The following is a 20,019-nucleotide window of genomic DNA, read 5'->3' as shown; positions in this document are numbered from 1 at the left end:
CCCACCTTTCACTTACATAACGAACGTTAGTTTGCTACTATAATTGTATTATAGTACACGAAAAAAGACAAACTGAGTTGTTTGTCTTTTCTATACTTCTATCTATTATATCAACCTTTTGAAAAATTCGTTTGCACCTCTTGAATTGGCCAATATCGCAAATCAACTTTACCGACGACTGTATCAGCTTTTACAAAGCCAAAGTGTCTACTATCCCAGCTCCCGAGCCGGTTATCACCTACTACAAAAATAAACCCGGGTGGCACCAGCTTTTCTTTCGTTAACTCTTCTAATGTAAAGTCGCCTGTTAGTTGCCTTCCATTTATCTCTTTCTTATATTTCTCTAGATACGGCTCATCAATAAATTGTCCATTTATATATAACTTATCATGCTTATATTCAATATGATCTCCAGGTAAACCGATAATTCGTTTTACATAGTCCTCTTTTTTATTCGCATGAAACACCACAACGTCAAATCTGTTCAAGTCCCCAACTTGATAACTCACCTTATTTACAACGAGCATATTACCATCTTGCAATGTCGGCATCATTGACTTCCCCTCTACAACATACGTTGAGAAGAAAAACGTTCGAAAAAATACAGCTAATAATACACCAATTAAAATTGTTCGTATCCACTCTATGCCTTCTTTTTTCAAAGTTTTCTTCATCCGCTTCTCCCCTTATCCTTTAATACTGAAGCTTTCCTTTACAAAGAAGACTATTCTTAATGTAGTTCTAACTTTACTTCAATTTTCTTACCGACATACCATAAAATAAAAATACCAATCGCTACAATGACTGATTTCACCGGATTATGAATAAATGACATTAAATCATGACCGATATACGTTAAAATAAAAATCATCACAAGTTTTCCGAATGCTAACGCTAGCCCAAACTGTTTTACACTAATTCGTGATAAACCAGCGACAACATTTATTAGCGCTGACGGTGTAAACGGAAAACAAAATATAACAAAAATCGGTGCGAATCCTTTCCTTTCAATCCACCCCATTGCTTTTCTTACTCTCTCATGCTTATTTACAAACGAAAAGAAACGACTGCGACCAAAATGGCGGATGATGAAAAAGACAAGTAATGCACCCATTACTGATCCAAGCCATGAATAAAGAAAACCGAGCCAAAAGCCAAATGCAACAGCATTCGCCAGTACAAATACAATAAGCGGTAATGCTGGAATCAACGCCTCTATCATCGGTAAACCAATACCAAGAAGTGGTCCGAACGCTTTATAACTCTCAACAATATGATCCATATTTTCTGGTGAAAAATACTCTTTGATTGTCTGAAAATCCATTCTACACTTTACCCCTTTACTCTAAATACTATCCCTACTGTATCATTGCTTATATGAAAGAGGAAATGGTAGATACGACATATGGAGATGTATTTATTAAAGTTTCCATATCTTTCATAAGAATTCCTTCATTATTTAGCTATGATAATCTATCAATATTCGACAGGAAATGTCGTTCGTTTTGTTATTTAGGTGGTTTTCCGGTATTTTTATCGGTAAATGAAATTACAACTCGGTTTTTCTAACACATCTCTTTATCTATAAAGATTGATAAAATGAAACTTTAATCACCCCTCACCAATCCGGCTTTTACAGGCAGCAGGGCCCCCACCTAACTTCTTTGCTTTCGCTGAATTTTGATGTGTGCGTCTTACTGCCCGGTAAATAGCGGATAAACAAAAAAAGAATGGGGATGATTCCCCCATCCTTTCACACTTCGCCTTCCTTCACAAAATACACTCTCTCATAAGCAGGTCTTAATGTTGATTCCTCTTTTTTATCAATCTCTTTAAAACAAGGGCTCCCTTGTTTTTTCCTACGATCTTCATATTCAGTACGCAATTTCGCTGTACGATTTTGTTGATTTTCAAAACTAGTTTTTGATATTTCTAATTTCACAGCAAAGCCATTTATAAACCTAATAATAAGATTTCCATCTTTTAATTCTTTATTACCTTCAATATAAAAATGAGACAACCAAGCGCACTCTTTTCTAGAGTAAGAATAGGTAGGGAAAAAATAAAGTTGATCTGTAGGACTAATCGCAATCGGTGCTTTATGTGTAATATGAGTTAATTCTTTCGTTCCTTCTTTTCTGCCTAAGAAACTAGAACCATGCTTTCGGCAACTTCTTTCTATAATATCTAGTGGTTTTTGAAATACGAAAAAAGAATCATTCATTTCAACGACTCGCGTAACAATTTTCTTTTCACTTAGAATAACAGGAAGTAAGGCCATCGTATTTTTCGTTACAACATAATTTTCGACATAGCGTTCCACTTTACTTTCCATACTCTATTATCTCCTTTTTTCCATTTATATTAGCAGCTGCATATATAATTTTAGCACCTATGAAAAGAAAACGGATTGCACATTCTACTATTTTACATTAATTTATTATTTATCAAACATTCTTCAAATTTCAAAATAAATATATAAAAATAACAAGATGGCATTGTGCACAAAAAAGCATTTATACTGCTATAAATATTTGAAATCACTTCCTCATTTCACATCATTACAACAATTAACTTTGTTATAATTAAAATGTAAATCCAATATATGGAGGGCCACTATGGAAGAAAAAGAGATCCAACCATCGATTCAAATGAAAAATAGTAGCGTCATTATCGTGAAAAATTCAGCTAGTATTATATTCGGTTTATTTTTTATTCTGCTATTCTTTGCCAAACCGTTTCGTAAATCAAAATGTACAGAATGTAAAAAACGTGAGAAGAAAAACGTAGCGAAAAAAGAGTAAAAGGCCTTCCTTTTTGGAAAGCCTTTTTACATTTGTAGTATCATTTTATTTATTCTTCTTCACCCTTAGAAAAACAACTATATTTTCTTCCAAGGTTCTCTACATCTTTTTTGATTTGTAATATGATCCTTATATAAAACATGAGAAAGAGTATTTGTACTTGTTACCCGCTTTTAATTTTTACTAAAAAATTTAAATTTGTACTTGTTACCCGCTTTTAATTTTTACTAAAAAATTTAAATTTGTACATCTTTTTCCATCACTAACAATTCGTCAATTAATTAACTTTGTAATATAAGTTTTGTATATAATGTCATTCAAAAACACAATATATATAAGTAGCTATTTATAATTACATTGCTTTTTATCGAATTCTAAAAAGGAGTTGTATACTATGGATAAAGAAAATCTATTAAGTCAGCAGGTTAATAGCATCCCCTCAGATGCTCTGAATACTCCTAGCAAGGAACAAGAACAACTGTTAGAAACATCATCTCAAAACGTACAAAATTCCAATAACAATACTAACAAAAAAGATGAGACTCAAGGTCTATCTGGAAAAGATTCCCCTATTTCAATAAAGAATACAAACTTATAGTTATTTACTATCATACGCAGCAAATGCTCTTGCTGAACTAATTCTTATACAGAAACTAATACGCATTCCCGATAATTTTTTACCAGTTGTAACATAGAAAAAGAGATTTAGATATAAAAACAGGCTCTGAAAAAATTTTCTGCACAACCTAAAAAAAAAAAAGGATGGCATTAGCCATCCTTTTTTCCATCATCAACTATAAAATTATAGTTTGATTACGTTTTTAGCTTGAGGTCCACGGTTACCGTCTTCGATTTCGAAGCTAACTTTTTGACCTTCTTCTAAAGATTTGAAACCGTCAGTTTCGATTGCTGAGAAGTGTACGAATACGTCGTTTTCGCCTGGAACTTCGATGAAACCGAAACCTTTTTCGTTGTTAAACCATTTTACTTGTCCTGTTACTGCCATAATTATTTCCTCCTAAGAAAATACAAATTTTAAATTTTTTAGTCTTCCTGTCTAAAAAAAGAATCCACACATTATCAAATACGAAACATAAACTAGTTCTCACATACTTTTTCTCGTTCGTTTTCAGCACTTGATAACATATGGATTGCTTAATTTAACTATTCAACTGACATCATCATAGCACATTAAAATAAAATGTACAATCTTTTTCTAAAATGGAATTTCTAATTTTTAGTATTTCTTATAAAATATAATTATCTCTATTCCAAATAAGGAGGAATTTATGAACAACAAAATTCCTAGAAAAACATTAAAAAGAATCGAAGAGGATATTGAAAATAATAATCTTGGAAAAGCAAGAGACAGATTGCACGGCCTCATCTTTACATACCCAAATGAATTACATCTTCGAAAACAACTCGGAGATATTTATTATAAATTACAATATCCAGAAATGGCTGGACGTTACTGGTATCTAGAGGAGCATAAAACAGATATTATGCATGAATCATGTTTATTATTTGAGAAATCAATGGGAAATAACCCTCATCATATTGCACGCGCTTTAAAGTTTAAAGGGGATTCTAACCATATAAAAGCTTTGTATAAAGATCAACCTTTATCTTCAGTGCAGAAGAAAGTAGCAGAGGAGTTAATTTATGAGTATAAAGAAACATGGCAAGATAAGCTAGTTCCTTTTGGCTGTCTAGCATTCCTTGCTTGCCTTCTCTTTTCTGCCATTGTTGGTCTATTCACTATTTGGAATTGGATTTTTTAATTATAGGGGGAATTTTTACATGTCAAACTACGATAACGAAGAAAAGCTAACAGGCGGAAACGTTTCGAACGTATATCGTTCTGAAAATACTGTTCGTCGAGAGTTAAAGCCAGATAGCGCAAAAATCCATAAGCTATTACAACACTTAGAAAACAAAGGATTTCATTATACTCCAAAGTTTTTAGGTGTAGATGAAGAAGATAGAGAGGTTTTATCCTTTATTGAAGGAGAAGCTGGGAATTATCCTTTAAAAGAATATATGCGATCTAATGATGTATTAAAAGGAATCGCAAAGATGCTCCGCCTTTACCATGATGCTGTAAGTGATTTTCCGTTATTAGATGATTGGAAACCGATGGATCACACGCCAAATAACATTGAGGTTTTATGCCACAATGATTTTGCCATATATAACATTATTTTTAATAATGAGAAGCCAGTAGGGATTATTGATTTCGATGTTGCTGCTCCTGGTCCAAGACTATGGGATATCGCTTATACACTTTATACTTGTGTGCCTTTAAGTAGAGTGTATTATACAGAATCTGGTGAAGCCATTCATTATGAATCATCGCAACATGCAGATCGTATTAAAGAGAGAGTGAAATTATTCGTTCAGTCCTATGGTAAAAATATGGATGAAGATTACTTAGGAATGGTGTTGCTACGATTAGAAGGGTTATGTACATATATGAAACGAAAAGCGCAAGAAGGCGACTTGAATTTCCAAAGAATGATTGATGAAGGACATCTAGAGCATTATGAGAAAGATATGAAGTTTATTCGTAATCATAGGGCTGAGTGGCGTTGATTTAGTAATAAAGAAAAGTTAGTATCGTTTTTTGCCGATAAATTGATATCTCTTTTCGAATCGTTCACAAAATAACAAGGGGCCCCCTTCAAACAGGTGCCCCTTCCTTTTATTTCGTAAACTGTGCTTCTTCTGTAGATCCTTTTAACGCTGTCGTTGATGAAGTTCCGCCTGTAATCACTTGTGCAACTTCATCAAAGTAACCTGTTCCTACTTCGCGTTGATGACGTGTTGCAGAGTAGCCGTGTTTTTCTGCTGCAAATTCAGCTTGTTGTAGTTCAGAGTATGCTGCCATGCCGCGCTCTTTATAGCCACGTGCTAGTTCAAACATACCGTAATTTAATGAATGGAATCCAGCAAGTGTTACGAATTGGAACTTATAACCGTAAGATGCGATTTCCTTTTGGAAGCTCGCAATTGTTTTTTCATCTAGTTTTTGTTTCCAGTTGAATGAAGGTGAACAGTTATATGCAAGTAACTTTCCTGGATGCTCCTTATGAATTGCGTCCGCAAATCGTTTTGCATCTTCTAAATTTGGTTCCGACGTTTCACACCAAACGAGGTCTGCATACGGTGCATACGCTAAACCGCGCGCAATCGCTTGATCAAGACCTGCATTCGTACGGTAAAATCCTTCTGGTGTTCTTTCTCCTGTAATAAATGCTTTATCAACAGGATCGATATCGCTCGTAATTAAATCAGCTGCATCTGCATCTGTTCTTGCAACGATAATTGTTGGCACTCCCATTACATCTGCTGCAAGACGTGCAGAAATTAAATTACGTACCGCTGTTTGCGTTGGTAGTAGTACTTTTCCACCTAAATGGCCACATTTTTTCTCTGAAGATAATTGATCTTCAAAATGCACACCTGATGCACCTGCTTCAATCATACCTTTCATCAGTTCGAATACGTTTAATTGTCCACCAAATCCAGCTTCTGCATCTGCTACAATCGGTACGAAATAGTCTGTATCATCGCTTCCTTCCATATGTTGAATTTGATCCGCACGTTGAAGTGTTTGATTAATTCGTTTCACTACAGCAGGTACGCTGTTCGCTGGATATAAACTTTGGTCTGGATACATATGTCCAGAAAGGTTTGCATCAGCTGCCACTTGCCAACCACTTAAGTAAATCGCTTTTAACCCAGCTTTTACTTGTTGCATCGCTTGATTTCCTGTTAATGCGCCAAGTGCGTTAATATAGTCTTCTGTATGAAGCGATGTCCAAAGCTTCTCAGCACCGCGGCGCGCTAATGTATGTTCAATATCAATGGATCCGCGCAGGCGAATTACATCTTCTGCCGAATATGGACGTGTGATCCCTTTCCAACGCTCATCTAATTCCCAGCTTTCTTGTAATTTCTCGATTCTTTCGTTTTTCATTTATTCCATCCCCTTTTCATTTTTTATAAAATTTCATAACCTGGTAATGTTAAAAATGGTACGAATTCATCATTTCGAACGAGATTTGTAAACAACATTGTCGCCTCTTGGAATCTCCCTTTCTTAAAGGCTTCCTTACCAATCTCTCTTTCTATTTTTGCTAATTCTTCTTCTTTTAGCTCTTCCATTAATTCAAGCGTAATATTACGACCATCATTTAGTTTTCCACCTTCATGACGAATCCATTGCCATACTTGTGCTCTTGAAATTTCAGCAGTTGCCGCATCTTCCATTAAGTTATAAATGGGTGCTGCTCCCCGTCCGCTTAACCAAGATGCAATATATTGAATACCTACGCTAATATTCATGCGAAGGCCCTCTTCTGTAATCGTTCCCACCGGTACCTCTAGTAAATCGTTTTCTGTTACACATATTTCTTCACGTTTTCTGAAAATTTGATTTGGTGTTTTCATAATGTGATTAAATACTTCCATTGCAACCGGTACAAGTCCAGGGTGAGCAACCCAAGTCCCGTCATGACCGTCTAAAGCTTCGCGCTCCTTATCAGCACGCACTTTTTCAAAAGCTGCTTCATTCGCTTCTGGATTATTTTTAATCGGAATTTGTGCCGCCATTCCTCCAATTGCTGGTGCATTACGGCGGTGACACGTTTGAATTACTTTCAAAGAATACGAACGCATAAATGGCGCTGTCATCGTGACTTGTGCTCTATCTGGTAGTAAGAATTTATTATGATTACGGAAACTCTTTAAAAAGCTAAAAATATAATCCCATCTTCCACAGTTTAAGCCAGCAGAATGATCTTTTAGCTCATACAAAATTTCATCCATTTCAAACGAAGCGTGAATCGTTTCCAGTAACACAGTTGCTTTAATCGTTCCATTTGGAATGCCGATATATTTTTGAGCAAATACGAATACATCATTCCATAATCTCGCTTCTAAATAACTTTCCATTTTCGGTAAGTAAAAGTATGGGCCGCTCCCTTTTGCTAAAAGAGCTTTCGCATTATGGAAAAAGTACAAGCCGAAATCTACTAAGCTACCTGACATATTTTCCCCATCAACTTGCATATGCTTTTCCTCTAAATGCCATCCTCTTGGACGTACAATGAGTACAGCTGTTTTCTCATTTAATCTATATTCTTTCCCTTTATCATTTTCATGTGAAATCGTTCCCTTTACTGCATCTCGTAAGTTGATTTGACCTTCCACTGCATTTTCCCAAGTTGGTGAATTCGAATCTTCAAAATCCGCCATAAAAAGATGCGCTCCTGAATTTAAAGCGTTAATGACCATCTTTCTATCTACCGGTCCAGTAATCTCTACGCGGCGATCCTCTAAGTCTTTTGGCAGCTTGGCAATTGTCCAATCCGCTTCACGTATGTGTTTTGTTTCTTCTAGAAACTTCGGAAACTCCCCTGCATCAATTCTCTTTTGTTTTTCTACACGTTTTTGTAAAAGTTCTATGCGGCGCTCATTAAAATTCTCATGTAGTTCCTTCAAAAAACTAAGCACCTCAGGTGTCAATATTTCGTTGTACGCTGGTAACATTTCTCCAACGAGTGTAACCCGTGAAGTTTGCGTCGACATATTAGCATCCCCTTCTTAAACTGTTTTATAACAGATTTGATTTCATGTTTTATATTATATAACAAATCTTCAGAAAAGGAAGTTTTTTTTGAAAATTCACTTCATTTTTTTTCAAAACGCCATTCTTTCGCGCTTTATTTCATACAAAAAAAGGCCGCTGTTATACAACAACGACCTTTTTGTATTATTTTTAAATTTCACTTTGACTAGTTAAACTTTATTACTGCCCTTGTTCCATATCATGCAATATTGCTCTATGTAAAAACTGTGCGTATTGTTCTCTCGTTACCTTCATAGACGGACCAAATTTACCTTCTCCGATTCCCATTGTAATACCATTTGTTTGTACTGCACTAATTGCATTCGTTGCCCATGAATTTGCTGAAACATCATTAAAGTTATGAGATCCCTTTGCCTGTAAGTCAAAAGCATTCGTAAGAACTTGTGCCATTTCCGCACGCGTTAACGTCGCCTTCGGTCTAAAGTTTCCATTCTCGTCTCCCTGGAAAATTCCCATTTCCGTTAAAGCCAATATTTCCTCGATAAAGCTTGTTGAATTTTCATCGATATCTCCATATGGGTTTTCATATTCATCTTGTTCTTCCATATCAAACACACGGTAAATTAAAGCTGCAACTTGCTCACGTGTTACATTATCCCCAAAACCGAATATTCCATCGCCATATCCCAAAATAATTTCTTGTTCCGCTAAATCATGAATCGCCTCATATGCCCAATGCCCTTTTGGTACATCTTTAAATACAATTGTATTTGTTTTTTGCAACGGTGCACTTTCCGCTTTTACATTGTTACTCTCTGCTGAGAATAACACCCCACCCATAATTGTTAATGCTGTAGCTGTTTTTAATAATTTTTTGCTCATTACATTTCCTCCCCAATATGTATATGTTTTTTCAAATATACATAACAAATAGTATAGTAACAATATATTTTCCGACACATTTCGTGACGGTTTTGTGAATCATATTACACATCATGTCTTTTTTATGGGGTTGATTATAAAGCTTATGTATAACATTAAAAATACATAAAAACGAATAATAATTCTTTTTTAAACAAACAAAAAAGCACAAATATTTCTATTTGTGCTTTCATATTTCACTCTATCTCCAATCCTCTTTCAAATGATAATTAATAATCGCATTATTAATAAATTGAGCATATTGTTCTCTAGGTACAGGGCGATTTAATTCATACATGCCATTCCCAGTTCCTCTTACAACATTATTAGATTGTAGCGCACTAATTGCATCTTCTGCCCAGTGGCCTTTTGGAATATCTTTAAATGTATGTTTTTGCTTCGTTTCAAAAGTAAATGCTCGTTTTAAAATGACAGCCATTTCCGCTCTAGAGACTGGTGCTTTCGGCCTAAAGTTCCCTTGCCCATCCCCTGTAAAAACACCACGTTTTGTTAACGCCAAAATTTCCTTTTTAAAAGTTGTTGTACTATCAGAAATATCTTTATACGGATTCGCTACTGATCCTTCTTCTTTCATTTCAAGTGTTCTGTAAATAATACCAGCTACTTGTTCACGTGTTGTAAGATCACCAACACCATACTTCCCGTTTCCATACCCTAATATAATTTTATGATATGCTAAATCCATAATAGCGTCATATGCCCAAAACCCGTATGGAACATCTTCAAACACAATCATTTGTGGATACTCTTCCGCTTTTACAGGCGTCACATTCGTCCCTGCAAATATCCCTCCTGCCATTGTCGCAATCATCATTACACCCAATATTTTTTTCTTCATCGTCCTCTCTCCCTATTTCATTCAAATAAAATGAACTTCATTGTTTCAGGAGTACTATTTTTTGGTGAATGTAAGATAAAATGCAAATCTTCTAGAAGAAATATTTCCACTACCTTTCTGCTTTATGCCTCCTTCTTCCTTTTTCAAAAAGGAAGTTGTCACATCTAAGGTGTTATATACTAAAACATTCTACAATCTCTTTATAAACTCCTTTTCACTTTACAACTTCCCTTTATTGGCGCGTAAAGGAGATGCCTAATGAAGGTTACTATATTCATGATTTATATTTCAGAGGTAGCATTCCTCTCCACTGATAACTCGCCTTCTCTTCCCTTGCGAAAAGTTAGCGCCATCCCTACAAATATAAGGATAATCCCTACTACTTGCATACTAGTTGGTCTAAATCCGGTAAAAACAGTATCTAATAATATTGCAACAGCAGGATCTAAAAACACTAATACAGAAATAATTCTCGTCGATAAATGTCTTAAACTGTCAAAAAATAAGTAATATACAAATCTAGTATGTACAGATCATCACCTTGAAAATGCTCGAAATCTAAGAATAGTAGTAATAAAAAAAGCATCCTTTTTTCTTAAAAGAGGATGCTTTTTTATATTTATTAACACTCAAATATGCTACTACTTTTGAAGAGTAAATTGGCCAACTATTTGTTTTAATTTTCCTGCTGCGTTATGCATATGTTCAATTGAAACCGAAATCTCTTGAACAGATTTTTCTTGCTGTTGAATAGACTCTTTTACCCTATCAGTTCGGTCAGATGATCTTTGGGAAATTTGAGCCATGTCTTCTGCAGAAGCCGAGATTTCCTCACTACTCGCTGCAATTTCATCTGTAGACATAGATACCGTTTGAATTTGCTCAGATACTTGCTGTACTTTTTCTGTAATTGTTCCAAATACTTTTTCTGTGTGCATTACTACTTGTGTACCTGCCTGTACCTCATTATCTACTTTCCCCATCATATGTACCGTATGGTTCGTTGTTCCCATAACTTGAGTAATAAGATTCTCAATTTGTTTTGCAGAATCACTAGATTGTTCTGCTAATTTCCGCACTTCATCTGCCACAATTGCAAATCCTCTACCACTTTCACCAGCACGTGCAGCCTCAATTGCGGCGTTTAATGCTAATAAGTTAATCTGAGAGGTAATACCTTGCATAACATCAATGATTTTAACAATTTCTTCTGATTGTTCTTTCATAGTCTCTACTTGTTTCACACCGCTATGTACCGAATTTTGGATTGTATCCATCTGTTGAATCATTTGTTTCATTAATTTGTTACCATTCTCTGCATCTAATGCTGATTGAGCAGACAATTCATTTACAGAGGACGATGTATTGACTATACTCTGCATTCCTTGTGTCAATTCTTCCATCGCACCCGCAGTTTGTTCCATTGCTTGCATTTGACTCTCTGCACCATTTGCAACTTCTTCAATATCCATAGTGATTTTCTTCGCTGCACTACTAGATACTTCTGATGCAGATGCTACTCCGTCTGCATGTTGGAATAAAAGCTGAATATTATTCTCTACTTCTTGCATATTTGTTCTTAGCCCTGCAATCATCTCGTTAAAATTACTTACTAATACACCTAATTCATCCTTAGCATTATAATCACCATGTACAGTTAAATCTCCTTCTTTCGCTCTTTCCATCATACGACTAACCGTTTGTAACGGAGCAACTATAAGCCTACTAATAATATAACTTACTATACATATAACGATTGTAGTAACTACTACAAGAATGATAAAGGTAATAACGGATCGATCAATCATTTTTTGAGAATCTTTAAACACTTGATCAGCTAAGTTTGAAACATACGATTCTAGATCCACTGCATAACCAGCTAACTCTATTCCCTTCGGTTTTAATTCCTTCTGAAATTCATTTACCATTTGTGACTCATTTGTTGCCTTCGCCTTTTCAAATAATTTTTTATATGTATCTTTATAACTTGGCAAAGATTTCTTCATCTTCTGAAACAGTTCATCCTCTTGCTTACTTAAATTAAAACCATCATCATATTCTTTTAATAAAGAATCATATTTTTTAAGATCCTTTTCAATATTATCAATTATCCCCTCTTTATTTGCCACTTCATTTTGTGATGCAGTAATTAATTCTAATAAGTTATATTCTAGTGAATTTTGTGTGCGAAGCATTCCTTCTAATAAAATTGCAGAATATTGATAATCATCTACTACAACCTCTGTATCGTGCTTAATCTTATTAATGGAATTAATTGCTACACTGCTCATAATTACCATACCTAAAACTGCTAATGAAATAAGCGATAATAATTTATATTTCACTTTTAAATTTTGTAAAAAATACATTTTTCCACCTTTATTCCTTTATATATAGATTTTTAGAATTTTATAGCTTATTATTTACAAAATCTCAATAAAAAGCAATGATAAATATTCCCAATATGAAACTTATATCTCTATAAAAAAAAGTAGCATAATAGCTACTCCTTTTTTCTTTGTTTCTCATATTGTTCAAACGTGTGAATTCTTTCAAAAATTGGTGGGTGGGTGTATAAGAAAAACTTCACTAACGCAGGCGGATTTACTTGGCTTAAACTTGTTTTTGATAAATATTGAAAAGTTTTCACACCAGATTTCCCGTCCTTCGTCATATTTAAAGCATATTGATCTGCCGCTCTTTCTTCTATACGTGAAACGTAGTTTGTTGCTGGTTGTGCTGCAAAAGAGAGTATAGAAGAAATTAAGAAAAATAAAGGTAAAATGGAGAAACATGCCACTTTTGAAATTTGCAATGTATCTCCCCATTTGCGAATACACATATTTATAATACGACTAATTAAAAACATACCTATAAACGATAGCAATACATAACTTGCAACGCCAAAGTATATATGCTTCATAACATAATGTCCCATTTCATGAGCCATGATAAATAATATCTCTTTATCTTTTAACTGCTTAAGCGTTGTATCCCACATTACAATACGGGCGTTAGGACCAATTCCTGTTACGTAAGCATTTAATGCATTCGTTTTTTCTGACATATTTACTTCATATACGTGTTTAGCAGGAATGTCAGCTTTGTCTGCTATCGCTAAAATTTTCGTTTCTAATTCTTTATTTTTCAGCGTTGAGAAGTCGTTATAAAGCGGATCAATAACGACAGGCTGTATGAATGTTAAAAAGATTGTAAATGGAACAGAGAGCGCCCACCCTGCTAGCCACCACCTCTTCGGAAATTTACGGATAAGCCATAATAGAACGGTAACTACAATTAACATAGTCGCATAACTTTCCCAAAAACCGATAACATGATCTTTTATCCAGCTTTGTGTACTTTGTGTTGAAATGCCGTAATCAACGGATACTTTCCGGCCAATCCATTGCATCGGTAAGGCAAGCACTGTTGTCAGTAATGATAAATAAAAGAGATAAATCGCAACTTGCAAGACACTTATTTTAGTCGTTTCCTTCGACCATTTCTCAAACTTTCTTGAAATACCTAGCACAAGTACAAATAATAAAATAATCCATTCAAGAGGCGTCGCTAAAAAGTATAGTAAATTTTTCACGCGCGAATAATCTTGGCTTAGCGTAAGCTCTCTAGCACTCATAAACGTTTCTGGATCTGCACTTGTTCCTTTATACATGTCCGGAATAAGTTCATGATTCCATCCAAATAAATACCAATATATAAGTAACGCAAATCCAACGTACAAAAAAAGCGACCAACCAATAACCTTCCTCACGCTATTCCCTCCTCTATGCTGCCTGTCTATTATTATTGTAAGTTCGTACACGCTAAATTAGAACAAGCTTATTATGTGAATTGCTCTGGATCTTTTTATTTACATAAAAAAACTCTTCTACATAAGAAGAGTTTTACCTATCTTTAAACACTTTCTTCGGTTCATAATCCGGAAGCACTTACAAACCAACGCCTTTTACATATCAAATATACTCATAGTCTTGAAAGAATAGCGTCGTTATAATAAAGCGAAACTTTAATCAGTGGGGTCTTACTGCCCGGCAAATAGCGGGATAATCTTAAAAAATCCGATTAAAACTAGTACGTACCCTACTTGCTTTTTAGATAACATAAAGAGCCTCTTTAAGGAAGTACATCTATTAATAAACTAAAATCTTGTAAAGAGAAGGAACTATATTTCATAATACCCTGTACAGCTAAAAGTAAAATAAGACCGATCACACACATATAGTTAACGCTTTCTTCACTCTTTTTTTCAGTAAAGACTCCACCACTTATACATAAAATCCCCAACAAATGGAGCGCTAAATACATGAAAAAGTAAGCTTCCTCCCAGCGCAAAATAACATTCACTGTCGTTATTAACACTAGACTAAGTAAAATCAAATAAAAAAACTTATTTGATGATATCGTTTCATTCATATAATTTTATACATCCCTTTCAAATTTAGAATTAATGATGTTTCAAAGCTATAAAGTAAATGATTGTTTTCATACTATAAAACAAAAGGAAAGCCACTATTACTTTCTCGAATACTTTATGAACCCACATATACTTCTCTCCATTTTTTCTGAAGATGCGCTTCATCATTTCTTCTACAATTAGACCAAATATTAGTACAACTCCTAATACAATAAGAAGAGAAATAATATTTTCTTTTAAATGATTACTAGAAAACAAATACTACAGGTTGAATCCAATTACAAAAGCTTTTATCACACATATCTGCAATAGACGTAGCATCTATAATTTCTTTTAATATTTTTTCAACTGTCTTCTTCATCTTATTTACTCCCGACTACATCTGAAAAGCTCTTTTCCTGCTCTGCATATATAACTGGCACTTCTTTACTCCAATACTTGCGATTAACAAATAAAAAGATAAGTACTAAGTTTAATCCCGTTATAAATATAATAAGTCCAGGAAAGAATGTCGTATAATTTGAGAAGTCTGCAAAACTCATAATTTTTTCTCTACTTATTAAAAAAGACGCGCCCATTACAAATGCATTGTTTAACATATGTATTGCAATTGGCATGAGTAAACTTTCCGTACGAATATATACGATCGACAATACGATGCTGAATATGGCTGCACCGAGGAAATCAACATGTAACAATGCAAACAATATTGCTACAACGATGGTCGCTATGCTCGTTCCCCATTTTGTTGCAAAGCGTTGAAGTAAAAATCCGCGAAAAACAAACTCCCCGATAATTGGTGCGATGAATACAACCCTAATGACTTGATATACATATCCCCCAGTACTATCTATAATCGGTTCATGCAATGCATTCATAATAAAGTCTGGTGTGATCCATGCAAAACTATACATATACAAAATAAGATACCCGTAACTAAATATGCATAACATAACCGTAATGTATAAAACTTGCACCAAGTTAAATGTTTCATTTTTATTAACAAACAATGAAAATGAAATGCGATGCTTTTTATACTCATAAAAAATCCATACCATCGGAAGGATATAGAATATAAGGATATTTATAAAAGAAGAATTTTGTATATGAAATATACTTGTTAGCAACTCGCCACTACTTCTCGCTATTAAAATTAATAGTGCAAATACAATTAAAAAATATCTAGCTCGCATCACTTGAAACGGATTCACACTCATCTCCTCCCCTATGTTACTTTTATCATATCATTTGATTCTTAATTTTTTGCGAAAGAAAACCTTAAAATTTCCTTAAAAATTCCATAAGTTACAAAAGGATGATATGATATTCGAGAAAATTAGGAGGGATGTTTATGTACCAAGCAAATATTTTACTCGTTGATGATGAAACAGCAATTTTACAATTACTAACTACCATTCTTGAAAAAGAAGGTTTTTCTCATATTACAACTGCAACATCAGCTGAAATAGCTTTATCTCTAACTAAGGAAAACAATTACGATTTAATTATTTTAGATGTAATGCTTCCTGGACAATCTGGTTTTGATATTTGTCCAATCATTCGCCAACAAACAGATTGTCCCATTTTCTTCCTATCAGCAAAAGCATCTGATTTAGATAAAATATCTGGATTTTCATACGGTGCGGATGATTATATTACGAAGCCCTTTAATCCATTAGAAGTAGTAGCACGCATGAAAGCACAGCTTCGGAGACATATGAAACAAGCAGTACCGCACGAACAAAAATCACACTCGATTTCATTTGGAAGATTTGAAATTGATCAACACTCTGCAGAACTGACAGTGGATGGTCACATTGTCGAATGTTCCGCTCAACTCTTTCAACTACTACTCTTCTTTTGCGAGAATCCGAACTACGTATTTTCGAAAGAGGAAATATACGAAAAAGTTTGGGGAGCACCTGCCTATAATGGCGATGACAACACTGTTATGGTCCACATTCGAAAACTACGTGAAAAAATTGAACACGATCCAAGTAAACCAGAATATATAAAAACTGTTCGCGGCCTTGGTTATAAGTTCGTTACAAAGTAGGGTGACGATATGAATTTTAATAAACGACTTATTATTCAATTTATCATGCAACACGTTTTTGTTTTAGTTACATTACTTATCGCTGTAGTTGCTGCTTTTACTTATTTAATTTTTCTTCTTACTAGTACTTTATATGAACCTAACATTCCAGATTCTGATAGTTTTACGATTTCAAGATACATCTCTTCAGAAGATGGGCATATTTCATTACAATCTGAAGTGCAAGATTTAATAAAGGAGAAAAATGATTGGCTCCAAGTTGTAGATGAAAACGGAAAAATCCTCTACCACTTTAATACACCAAATGATGTTCCGAATGCTTATACGAAGACATCTTTAGTCGCATATATACAACATCATATCGAAAGTAATTATAAATTTACATATTGGGAAATTGAATTAGAAGAAAAGAAAGTACTTGTTATTTATGGTGGTATGTTAAAAAGCAATGCTTTACTAACAGCAATTCAAAAGGAGCATTCCTCTTTAACAATGGATTCGTTCACATTAACAGATCAAGAAAAACAGTTACTGTCTAAAGAAAAAGCAGCACTTCAAATATTTAATCAAAATGGCGAAGAGGTTTTTTCTTATACAACCGGAAAGAAAAAAACATTTTCAGCCATACAAATCGCCCTTAATGAAAAAGAACCTTGGAATCATAAAGAAAACACGTCTAGCTTTTACGATGCAAATAGTGGCAACCTTCTCGTTGTAACTGCAAAAAATGATCACTACTACCCAGATGACGAAATTGAAGATGTATTTACTAAGAAGTTTCTCATTGGATGCGGATTAATCCTTCTTATCGTATTTGTTTATTTAGTCATTCTTTCTATTTGGTATGGTAATAAATTCGGGAAACCGTTATTACATGCGATGCGCTGGCTTAAAAATATCGCTGGTGGAAAGTATGAAGAACCTATTAGTAAAAAAGGAAAGCCTGTCAGGTTCCGGCGATCTGGTAAAGAAAAATGGTCATTCCGTTTGTTTAGAGATGTGACAAGTTCACTAGAACACCTTTCTATTACACTCAAGAAAAATGATGCGATGAGGCAAGTACTTCAGCAAACACGAGAAGAATGGATTACCGGTCTAACGCATGATTTAAAAACACCACTTAGCTCTATATATGGCTACGCATTATTACTAGAATCAAATCAATACAACTGGACCGATCGTGATATTCAACAATTTGGTAGTGTTATGAAAGAGAAATCTCAATATATGACGACATTAATTGATGATTTAAGCTTAACGTATCAATTAAAAAATAATAGCCTTCCTGCACAGCACGTAAACGTTGAAATCAATCATTTCGTCCAAAAAGTATTATTGCAATTTATTAATAATCCAACACTTCAAAATCAAAATATTGAATTCGTACCGAGCTCAAATAAAATTCAATATTTCATTGAAGAAAAATGGTTCCAGCGTATTATCGAAAACTTACTCGTAAATGCTGTAAAACATAATAACGAAACAACTACTGTCATCGTAAAACTATCACAAAACGCCAATTCCTTTATACTCTCCATTTCGGATGACGGAAAAGGAATGGATGAAAAAACGAAAGAACTTCTATTTGAACGATATTACCGCGGAACAAACACAGAAGAAAGCAACATCGGAACTGGACTTGGCCTAGCCATTACAAAACAGCTCGTTCATGCTCATAACGGGACAATTTCCGTTGATAGTGCACTCGGAAAAGGAACGACGATTATTCTTGTGTTTCCGTTTCGTTCGTAGGAAAGACGCTATATGGCGTCTTTTTTCTTTTCTAGAAGAATTTTGCGGTAATTGAAATTATGTGGATCGTTTTTTTGAGGTGTTTTAGCGGTATATGAAATTATATCAGCGATTTTTTGAATATATCAGCGATTTCCGAAATATATCGACTTACCGACAAAAATTGACAATACTAACCTACTTCCTCTACTACTATACAAAGTAAAAATGACCTTTCATAACTCACTATGAAAGGTCACTCCATATTTCAGCTATTTCCCTACTAACACAAACACATTCTCATCAGGTGCTTCCATCACTGCAACATGTCCTGATTCTGTTGGAAATGGTTCGCGAATCCACTTTACATCTTTATTATCTTTTAAACTTTCATACGTTTGTTGTACATCTTCTACTAATACTTCGACTTCCGTAAAATTAATATCCGGATGATTGCTTATTACTAACTCCGAACTTTTCTCATCTGGAAACTTCAATCCTATTAACGTCCAAATAGCTCCTTCTTCTATTTCTCTTTCTATCATCCAGTTTTGCTTCATTCCCATTTCTTTATGGAAAGAAACTGATTTTTCTATATCTTTCGTATGTATAGATACACATTCTAGTTTTTTGAACATTTTCCTATTTCCCCCTTTATGAAAAAGCAAACCATCTCCCAATGATTCGCTCTTACCCTATTATTTTTTCTTCACCGGTATCCAAAGCTCTACTTGTGCAAACTCACTCTTATCTTCGTGGCAACGCTCATCGTACAGTTCAAACTCTGTAACTCCGCAATGTTCATATCCTGAATGCGGGAACCATTCTGAGAATACTGCATTCCAAGTTTGGTGAATAGACGATACCATTTCTTCATGAGGAACTTTCGGCGTTGTAAATACTGCATATGTTGCTGCCGGGAAAGTACGCTTTGCAATTTCATTTGGTACATTTTCAAAATCTGTAACTTCCATTCCGATAATATAAGTGAAGTCTCCTGTTTCTAAATTAAAATCAGTACATAATCCAAGCTCTACCCATTGACTCGTATCTTTACGATTCGGAATCGTTGTCCCAAGATCTTTTTGTAAATATTCTTGCCAAAATACTGGAATGTCTTGATGGTTTTTCCCTTCTTTACTTGTCGTCTTCAATTCATAACCCGCCACTAAAAATTCTGGTTTATTTACAATACGATATTCCATTTGTATGCCCCCTAAATACGGATTTAATTTTCTTTGCTTTACATTCACTCTGTAATACATCGGTGTTTCGATTTCTTGTTTTCGATATTCACTCGGTGTCATTTTAAATAATTTTTTAAAGGCTCTCGTGAACGTTTCGTGAGATTGAAAGCCATGTTCAAACGCGATATCAATAACTTTTTCATCCGTATGAGAAAGTTGATAAGCTGCCCGGGCTAACCTCCTCTTTCGAACATACTCCATTACTGTATCACCTACTAATGCCTGAAATACACGGTGAAAATGCGACTCAGAAAAACCTGCAATGCGAGCTAAATTACGCAGCGTTTGTTTTTCCATTACATCTTCCTCAATATAATCAATTGACCTTTGAATTTGTGTTTCATAGCTTTCCATCTCTGTTCACCCGCCT

Annotated in this window: 20 protein-coding genes and 3 pseudogenes; 6 read left to right on the top strand and 17 right to left on the bottom strand. The window is 34.5% G+C overall.

The features are described from left to right. Window positions 1–110: 110 nt before the first annotated feature. The 3 genes from lepB to BCG9842_RS05480 all read right to left on the bottom strand — a co-directional run bounded on the left by lepB (window position 111) and on the right by BCG9842_RS05480 (window position 2,335). Complete coding sequence (gene lepB / locus BCG9842_RS05490) at window positions 111–674, bottom strand: signal peptidase I (RefSeq protein WP_000751897.1); 564 nt, start codon at window positions 672–674, stop codon at window positions 111–113. 56 nt (window positions 675–730) lie between these two features. Beyond that, entirely contained in the window at window positions 731–1,324 is a 594-nt protein-coding gene (locus BCG9842_RS05485) for a TVP38/TMEM64 family protein (RefSeq protein ID WP_000347517.1), read from the bottom strand. Window positions 1,325–1,753: 429 nt separating this feature from the next. After that, window positions 1,754–2,335 carry a competence protein ComK gene (locus tag BCG9842_RS05480; protein WP_000444446.1) on the bottom strand — a complete coding sequence of 194 codons (582 nt, stop codon included), beginning with the start codon at window positions 2,333–2,335 and terminating at the stop codon, window positions 1,754–1,756. A gap of 283 nt (window positions 2,336–2,618) precedes the next feature. On the opposite strand from BCG9842_RS05480, the gene BCG9842_RS05475 reads away from it, so the two are divergent. Then, window positions 2,619–2,804 (top strand): hypothetical protein, encoded by a 186-nt coding sequence (locus BCG9842_RS05475; RefSeq protein WP_000391375.1) that lies wholly within the window; start codon window positions 2,619–2,621, stop codon window positions 2,802–2,804. Window positions 2,805–3,198: 394 nt separating this feature from the next. After that, window positions 3,199–3,402 (top strand): hypothetical protein, encoded by a 204-nt coding sequence (locus BCG9842_RS05470; protein WP_000356915.1) that lies wholly within the window; start codon window positions 3,199–3,201, stop codon window positions 3,400–3,402. A gap of 204 nt (window positions 3,403–3,606) precedes the next feature. Here BCG9842_RS05470 and cspA read toward each other — a convergent pair whose 3' ends face one another. Then, window positions 3,607–3,810, bottom strand: coding sequence for an RNA chaperone/antiterminator CspA (gene cspA, locus BCG9842_RS05465; protein WP_000301518.1), 204 nt, complete (start codon window positions 3,808–3,810; stop codon window positions 3,607–3,609). Between the two features lie 283 nt (window positions 3,811–4,093). On the opposite strand from cspA, the gene BCG9842_RS05460 reads away from it, so the two are divergent. Together BCG9842_RS05460 and BCG9842_RS05455 are read left to right on the top strand one after the other, a co-directional pair. Further along, on the top strand, window positions 4,094–4,588 hold the full coding sequence (locus BCG9842_RS05460) for a DUF6584 family protein (protein ID WP_001060337.1): 495 nt from the start codon (window positions 4,094–4,096) through the stop codon (window positions 4,586–4,588). A gap of 19 nt (window positions 4,589–4,607) precedes the next feature. Then, window positions 4,608–5,399, top strand: coding sequence for a phosphotransferase (locus tag BCG9842_RS05455; protein ID WP_000073811.1), 792 nt, complete (start codon window positions 4,608–4,610; stop codon window positions 5,397–5,399). A gap of 109 nt (window positions 5,400–5,508) precedes the next feature. Here the strand turns inward: BCG9842_RS05455 and aceA are convergent, their stop codons facing one another. The 11 genes and pseudogenes from aceA to BCG9842_RS05405 all read right to left on the bottom strand — a co-directional run bounded on the left by aceA (window position 5,509) and on the right by BCG9842_RS05405 (window position 15,826). Then, a complete protein-coding gene (gene aceA / locus BCG9842_RS05450) occupies window positions 5,509–6,786 on the bottom strand; it encodes an isocitrate lyase (protein ID WP_000787346.1) in 1,278 nt (425 codons plus the stop codon). A gap of 23 nt (window positions 6,787–6,809) precedes the next feature. Next, a complete protein-coding gene (aceB, locus tag BCG9842_RS05445) occupies window positions 6,810–8,399 on the bottom strand; it encodes a malate synthase A (RefSeq protein ID WP_000107342.1) in 1,590 nt (529 codons plus the stop codon). A 220-nt stretch (window positions 8,400–8,619) separates the two neighbouring features. Further along, a complete protein-coding gene (locus BCG9842_RS05440) occupies window positions 8,620–9,282 on the bottom strand; it encodes an S-layer homology domain-containing protein (RefSeq protein ID WP_012614769.1) in 663 nt (220 codons plus the stop codon). 241 nt (window positions 9,283–9,523) lie between these two features. After that, window positions 9,524–10,180 carry an S-layer homology domain-containing protein gene (locus tag BCG9842_RS05435; protein ID WP_000727105.1) on the bottom strand — a complete coding sequence of 219 codons (657 nt, stop codon included), beginning with the start codon at window positions 10,178–10,180 and terminating at the stop codon, window positions 9,524–9,526. A 281-nt stretch (window positions 10,181–10,461) separates the two neighbouring features. Then, window positions 10,462–10,763 (bottom strand): annotated as a pseudogene (locus tag BCG9842_RS31880) (EamA family transporter); the annotation flags it as partial. Window positions 10,764–10,821: 58 nt separating this feature from the next. Then, window positions 10,822–11,613, bottom strand: a complete 792-nt coding sequence (locus BCG9842_RS31995; protein ID WP_407091010.1) for a methyl-accepting chemotaxis protein — start codon at window positions 11,611–11,613, stop codon at window positions 10,822–10,824. A gap of 156 nt (window positions 11,614–11,769) precedes the next feature. Then, window positions 11,770–12,549: pseudogene (locus BCG9842_RS31990) on the bottom strand (MCP four helix bundle domain-containing protein); the annotation flags it as partial. A 134-nt stretch (window positions 12,550–12,683) separates the two neighbouring features. Further along, window positions 12,684–13,952, bottom strand: a complete 1,269-nt coding sequence (locus BCG9842_RS05420) for a M48 family metallopeptidase (protein WP_001233326.1) — start codon at window positions 13,950–13,952, stop codon at window positions 12,684–12,686. Between the two features lie 362 nt (window positions 13,953–14,314). Beyond that, complete coding sequence (locus BCG9842_RS05415) at window positions 14,315–14,614, bottom strand: DUF2101 family protein (RefSeq protein WP_001006048.1); 300 nt, start codon at window positions 14,612–14,614, stop codon at window positions 14,315–14,317. Between the two features lie 31 nt (window positions 14,615–14,645). Beyond that, window positions 14,646–14,976, bottom strand: a pseudogene (locus BCG9842_RS05410) (hypothetical protein). Window position 14,977: 1 nt separating this feature from the next. Further along, entirely contained in the window at window positions 14,978–15,826 is an 849-nt protein-coding gene (locus BCG9842_RS05405; protein WP_001067992.1) for a CPBP family intramembrane glutamic endopeptidase, read from the bottom strand. A gap of 140 nt (window positions 15,827–15,966) precedes the next feature. On the opposite strand from BCG9842_RS05405, the gene BCG9842_RS05400 reads away from it, so the two are divergent. Together BCG9842_RS05400 and BCG9842_RS05395 are read left to right on the top strand one after the other, a co-directional pair. After that, window positions 15,967–16,671 (top strand): response regulator transcription factor, encoded by a 705-nt coding sequence (locus tag BCG9842_RS05400; protein ID WP_000283858.1) that lies wholly within the window; start codon window positions 15,967–15,969, stop codon window positions 16,669–16,671. A 9-nt stretch (window positions 16,672–16,680) separates the two neighbouring features. Next, window positions 16,681–18,423 carry a sensor histidine kinase gene (locus tag BCG9842_RS05395; RefSeq protein ID WP_001010453.1) on the top strand — a complete coding sequence of 581 codons (1,743 nt, stop codon included), beginning with the start codon at window positions 16,681–16,683 and terminating at the stop codon, window positions 18,421–18,423. A gap of 251 nt (window positions 18,424–18,674) precedes the next feature. On the opposite strand, the gene BCG9842_RS05390 is transcribed toward BCG9842_RS05395, so the two are convergent. After that, the gene (locus BCG9842_RS05390; RefSeq protein WP_000473631.1) at window positions 18,675–19,040 is read right to left on the bottom strand and encodes a VOC family protein; all 366 of its coding nucleotides are present in this window, start codon (window positions 19,038–19,040) and stop codon (window positions 18,675–18,677) included. A 60-nt stretch (window positions 19,041–19,100) separates the two neighbouring features. Next, entirely contained in the window at window positions 19,101–20,003 is a 903-nt protein-coding gene (locus BCG9842_RS05385; RefSeq protein ID WP_000446840.1) for an AraC family transcriptional regulator, read from the bottom strand. Window positions 20,004–20,019: the final 16 nt, after the last annotated feature.

The organism is Bacillus cereus G9842, assembly GCF_000021305.1.
Lineage (GTDB): Bacteria > Bacillota > Bacilli > Bacillales > Bacillaceae_G > Bacillus_A > Bacillus_A thuringiensis_S.
This window is presented reverse-complemented; position numbering and strand designations above follow the sequence as displayed.

What these genes read in the sequence shown, in the direction of transcription:
- BCG9842_RS05470 (WP_000356915.1), top strand. Translation starts at nt 3,199, where the DNA reads ATGGATAAAGAAAATCTATTAAGTCAGCAGGTTAATAGCATCCCCTCA.
- BCG9842_RS05460 (WP_001060337.1), top strand. Translation starts at nt 4,094, where the DNA reads ATGAACAACAAAATTCCTAGAAAAACATTAAAAAGAATCGAAGAGGAT.
- BCG9842_RS05395 (WP_001010453.1), top strand. Translation starts at nt 16,681, where the DNA reads ATGAATTTTAATAAACGACTTATTATTCAATTTATCATGCAACACGTT.
- BCG9842_RS05475 (WP_000391375.1), top strand. Translation starts at nt 2,619, where the DNA reads ATGGAAGAAAAAGAGATCCAACCATCGATTCAAATGAAAAATAGTAGC.
- BCG9842_RS05400 (WP_000283858.1), top strand. Translation starts at nt 15,967, where the DNA reads ATGTACCAAGCAAATATTTTACTCGTTGATGATGAAACAGCAATTTTA.
- BCG9842_RS05435 (WP_000727105.1), bottom strand. Translation starts at nt 10,180, where the DNA reads ATGAAGAAAAAAATATTGGGTGTAATGATGATTGCGACAATGGCAGGA.
- cspA (WP_000301518.1), bottom strand. Translation starts at nt 3,810, where the DNA reads ATGGCAGTAACAGGACAAGTAAAATGGTTTAACAACGAAAAAGGTTTC.
- BCG9842_RS05415 (WP_001006048.1), bottom strand. Translation starts at nt 14,614, where the DNA reads ATGAATGAAACGATATCATCAAATAAGTTTTTTTATTTGATTTTACTT.
- aceA (WP_000787346.1), bottom strand. Translation starts at nt 6,786, where the DNA reads ATGAAAAACGAAAGAATCGAGAAATTACAAGAAAGCTGGGAATTAGAT.
- BCG9842_RS05455 (WP_000073811.1), top strand. Translation starts at nt 4,608, where the DNA reads ATGTCAAACTACGATAACGAAGAAAAGCTAACAGGCGGAAACGTTTCG.
- BCG9842_RS05440 (WP_012614769.1), bottom strand. Translation starts at nt 9,282, where the DNA reads ATGAGCAAAAAATTATTAAAAACAGCTACAGCATTAACAATTATGGGT.
- lepB (WP_000751897.1), bottom strand. Translation starts at nt 674, where the DNA reads ATGAAGAAAACTTTGAAAAAAGAAGGCATAGAGTGGATACGAACAATT.
- BCG9842_RS05390 (WP_000473631.1), bottom strand. Translation starts at nt 19,040, where the DNA reads ATGTTCAAAAAACTAGAATGTGTATCTATACATACGAAAGATATAGAA.
- BCG9842_RS31995 (WP_407091010.1), bottom strand. Translation starts at nt 11,613, where the DNA reads ATGCAAGCAATGGAACAAACTGCGGGTGCGATGGAAGAATTGACACAA.
- BCG9842_RS05385 (WP_000446840.1), bottom strand. Translation starts at nt 20,003, where the DNA reads ATGGAAAGCTATGAAACACAAATTCAAAGGTCAATTGATTATATTGAG.
- BCG9842_RS05480 (WP_000444446.1), bottom strand. Translation starts at nt 2,335, where the DNA reads ATGGAAAGTAAAGTGGAACGCTATGTCGAAAATTATGTTGTAACGAAA.
- aceB (WP_000107342.1), bottom strand. Translation starts at nt 8,399, where the DNA reads ATGTCGACGCAAACTTCACGGGTTACACTCGTTGGAGAAATGTTACCA.
- BCG9842_RS05485 (WP_000347517.1), bottom strand. Translation starts at nt 1,324, where the DNA reads ATGGATTTTCAGACAATCAAAGAGTATTTTTCACCAGAAAATATGGAT.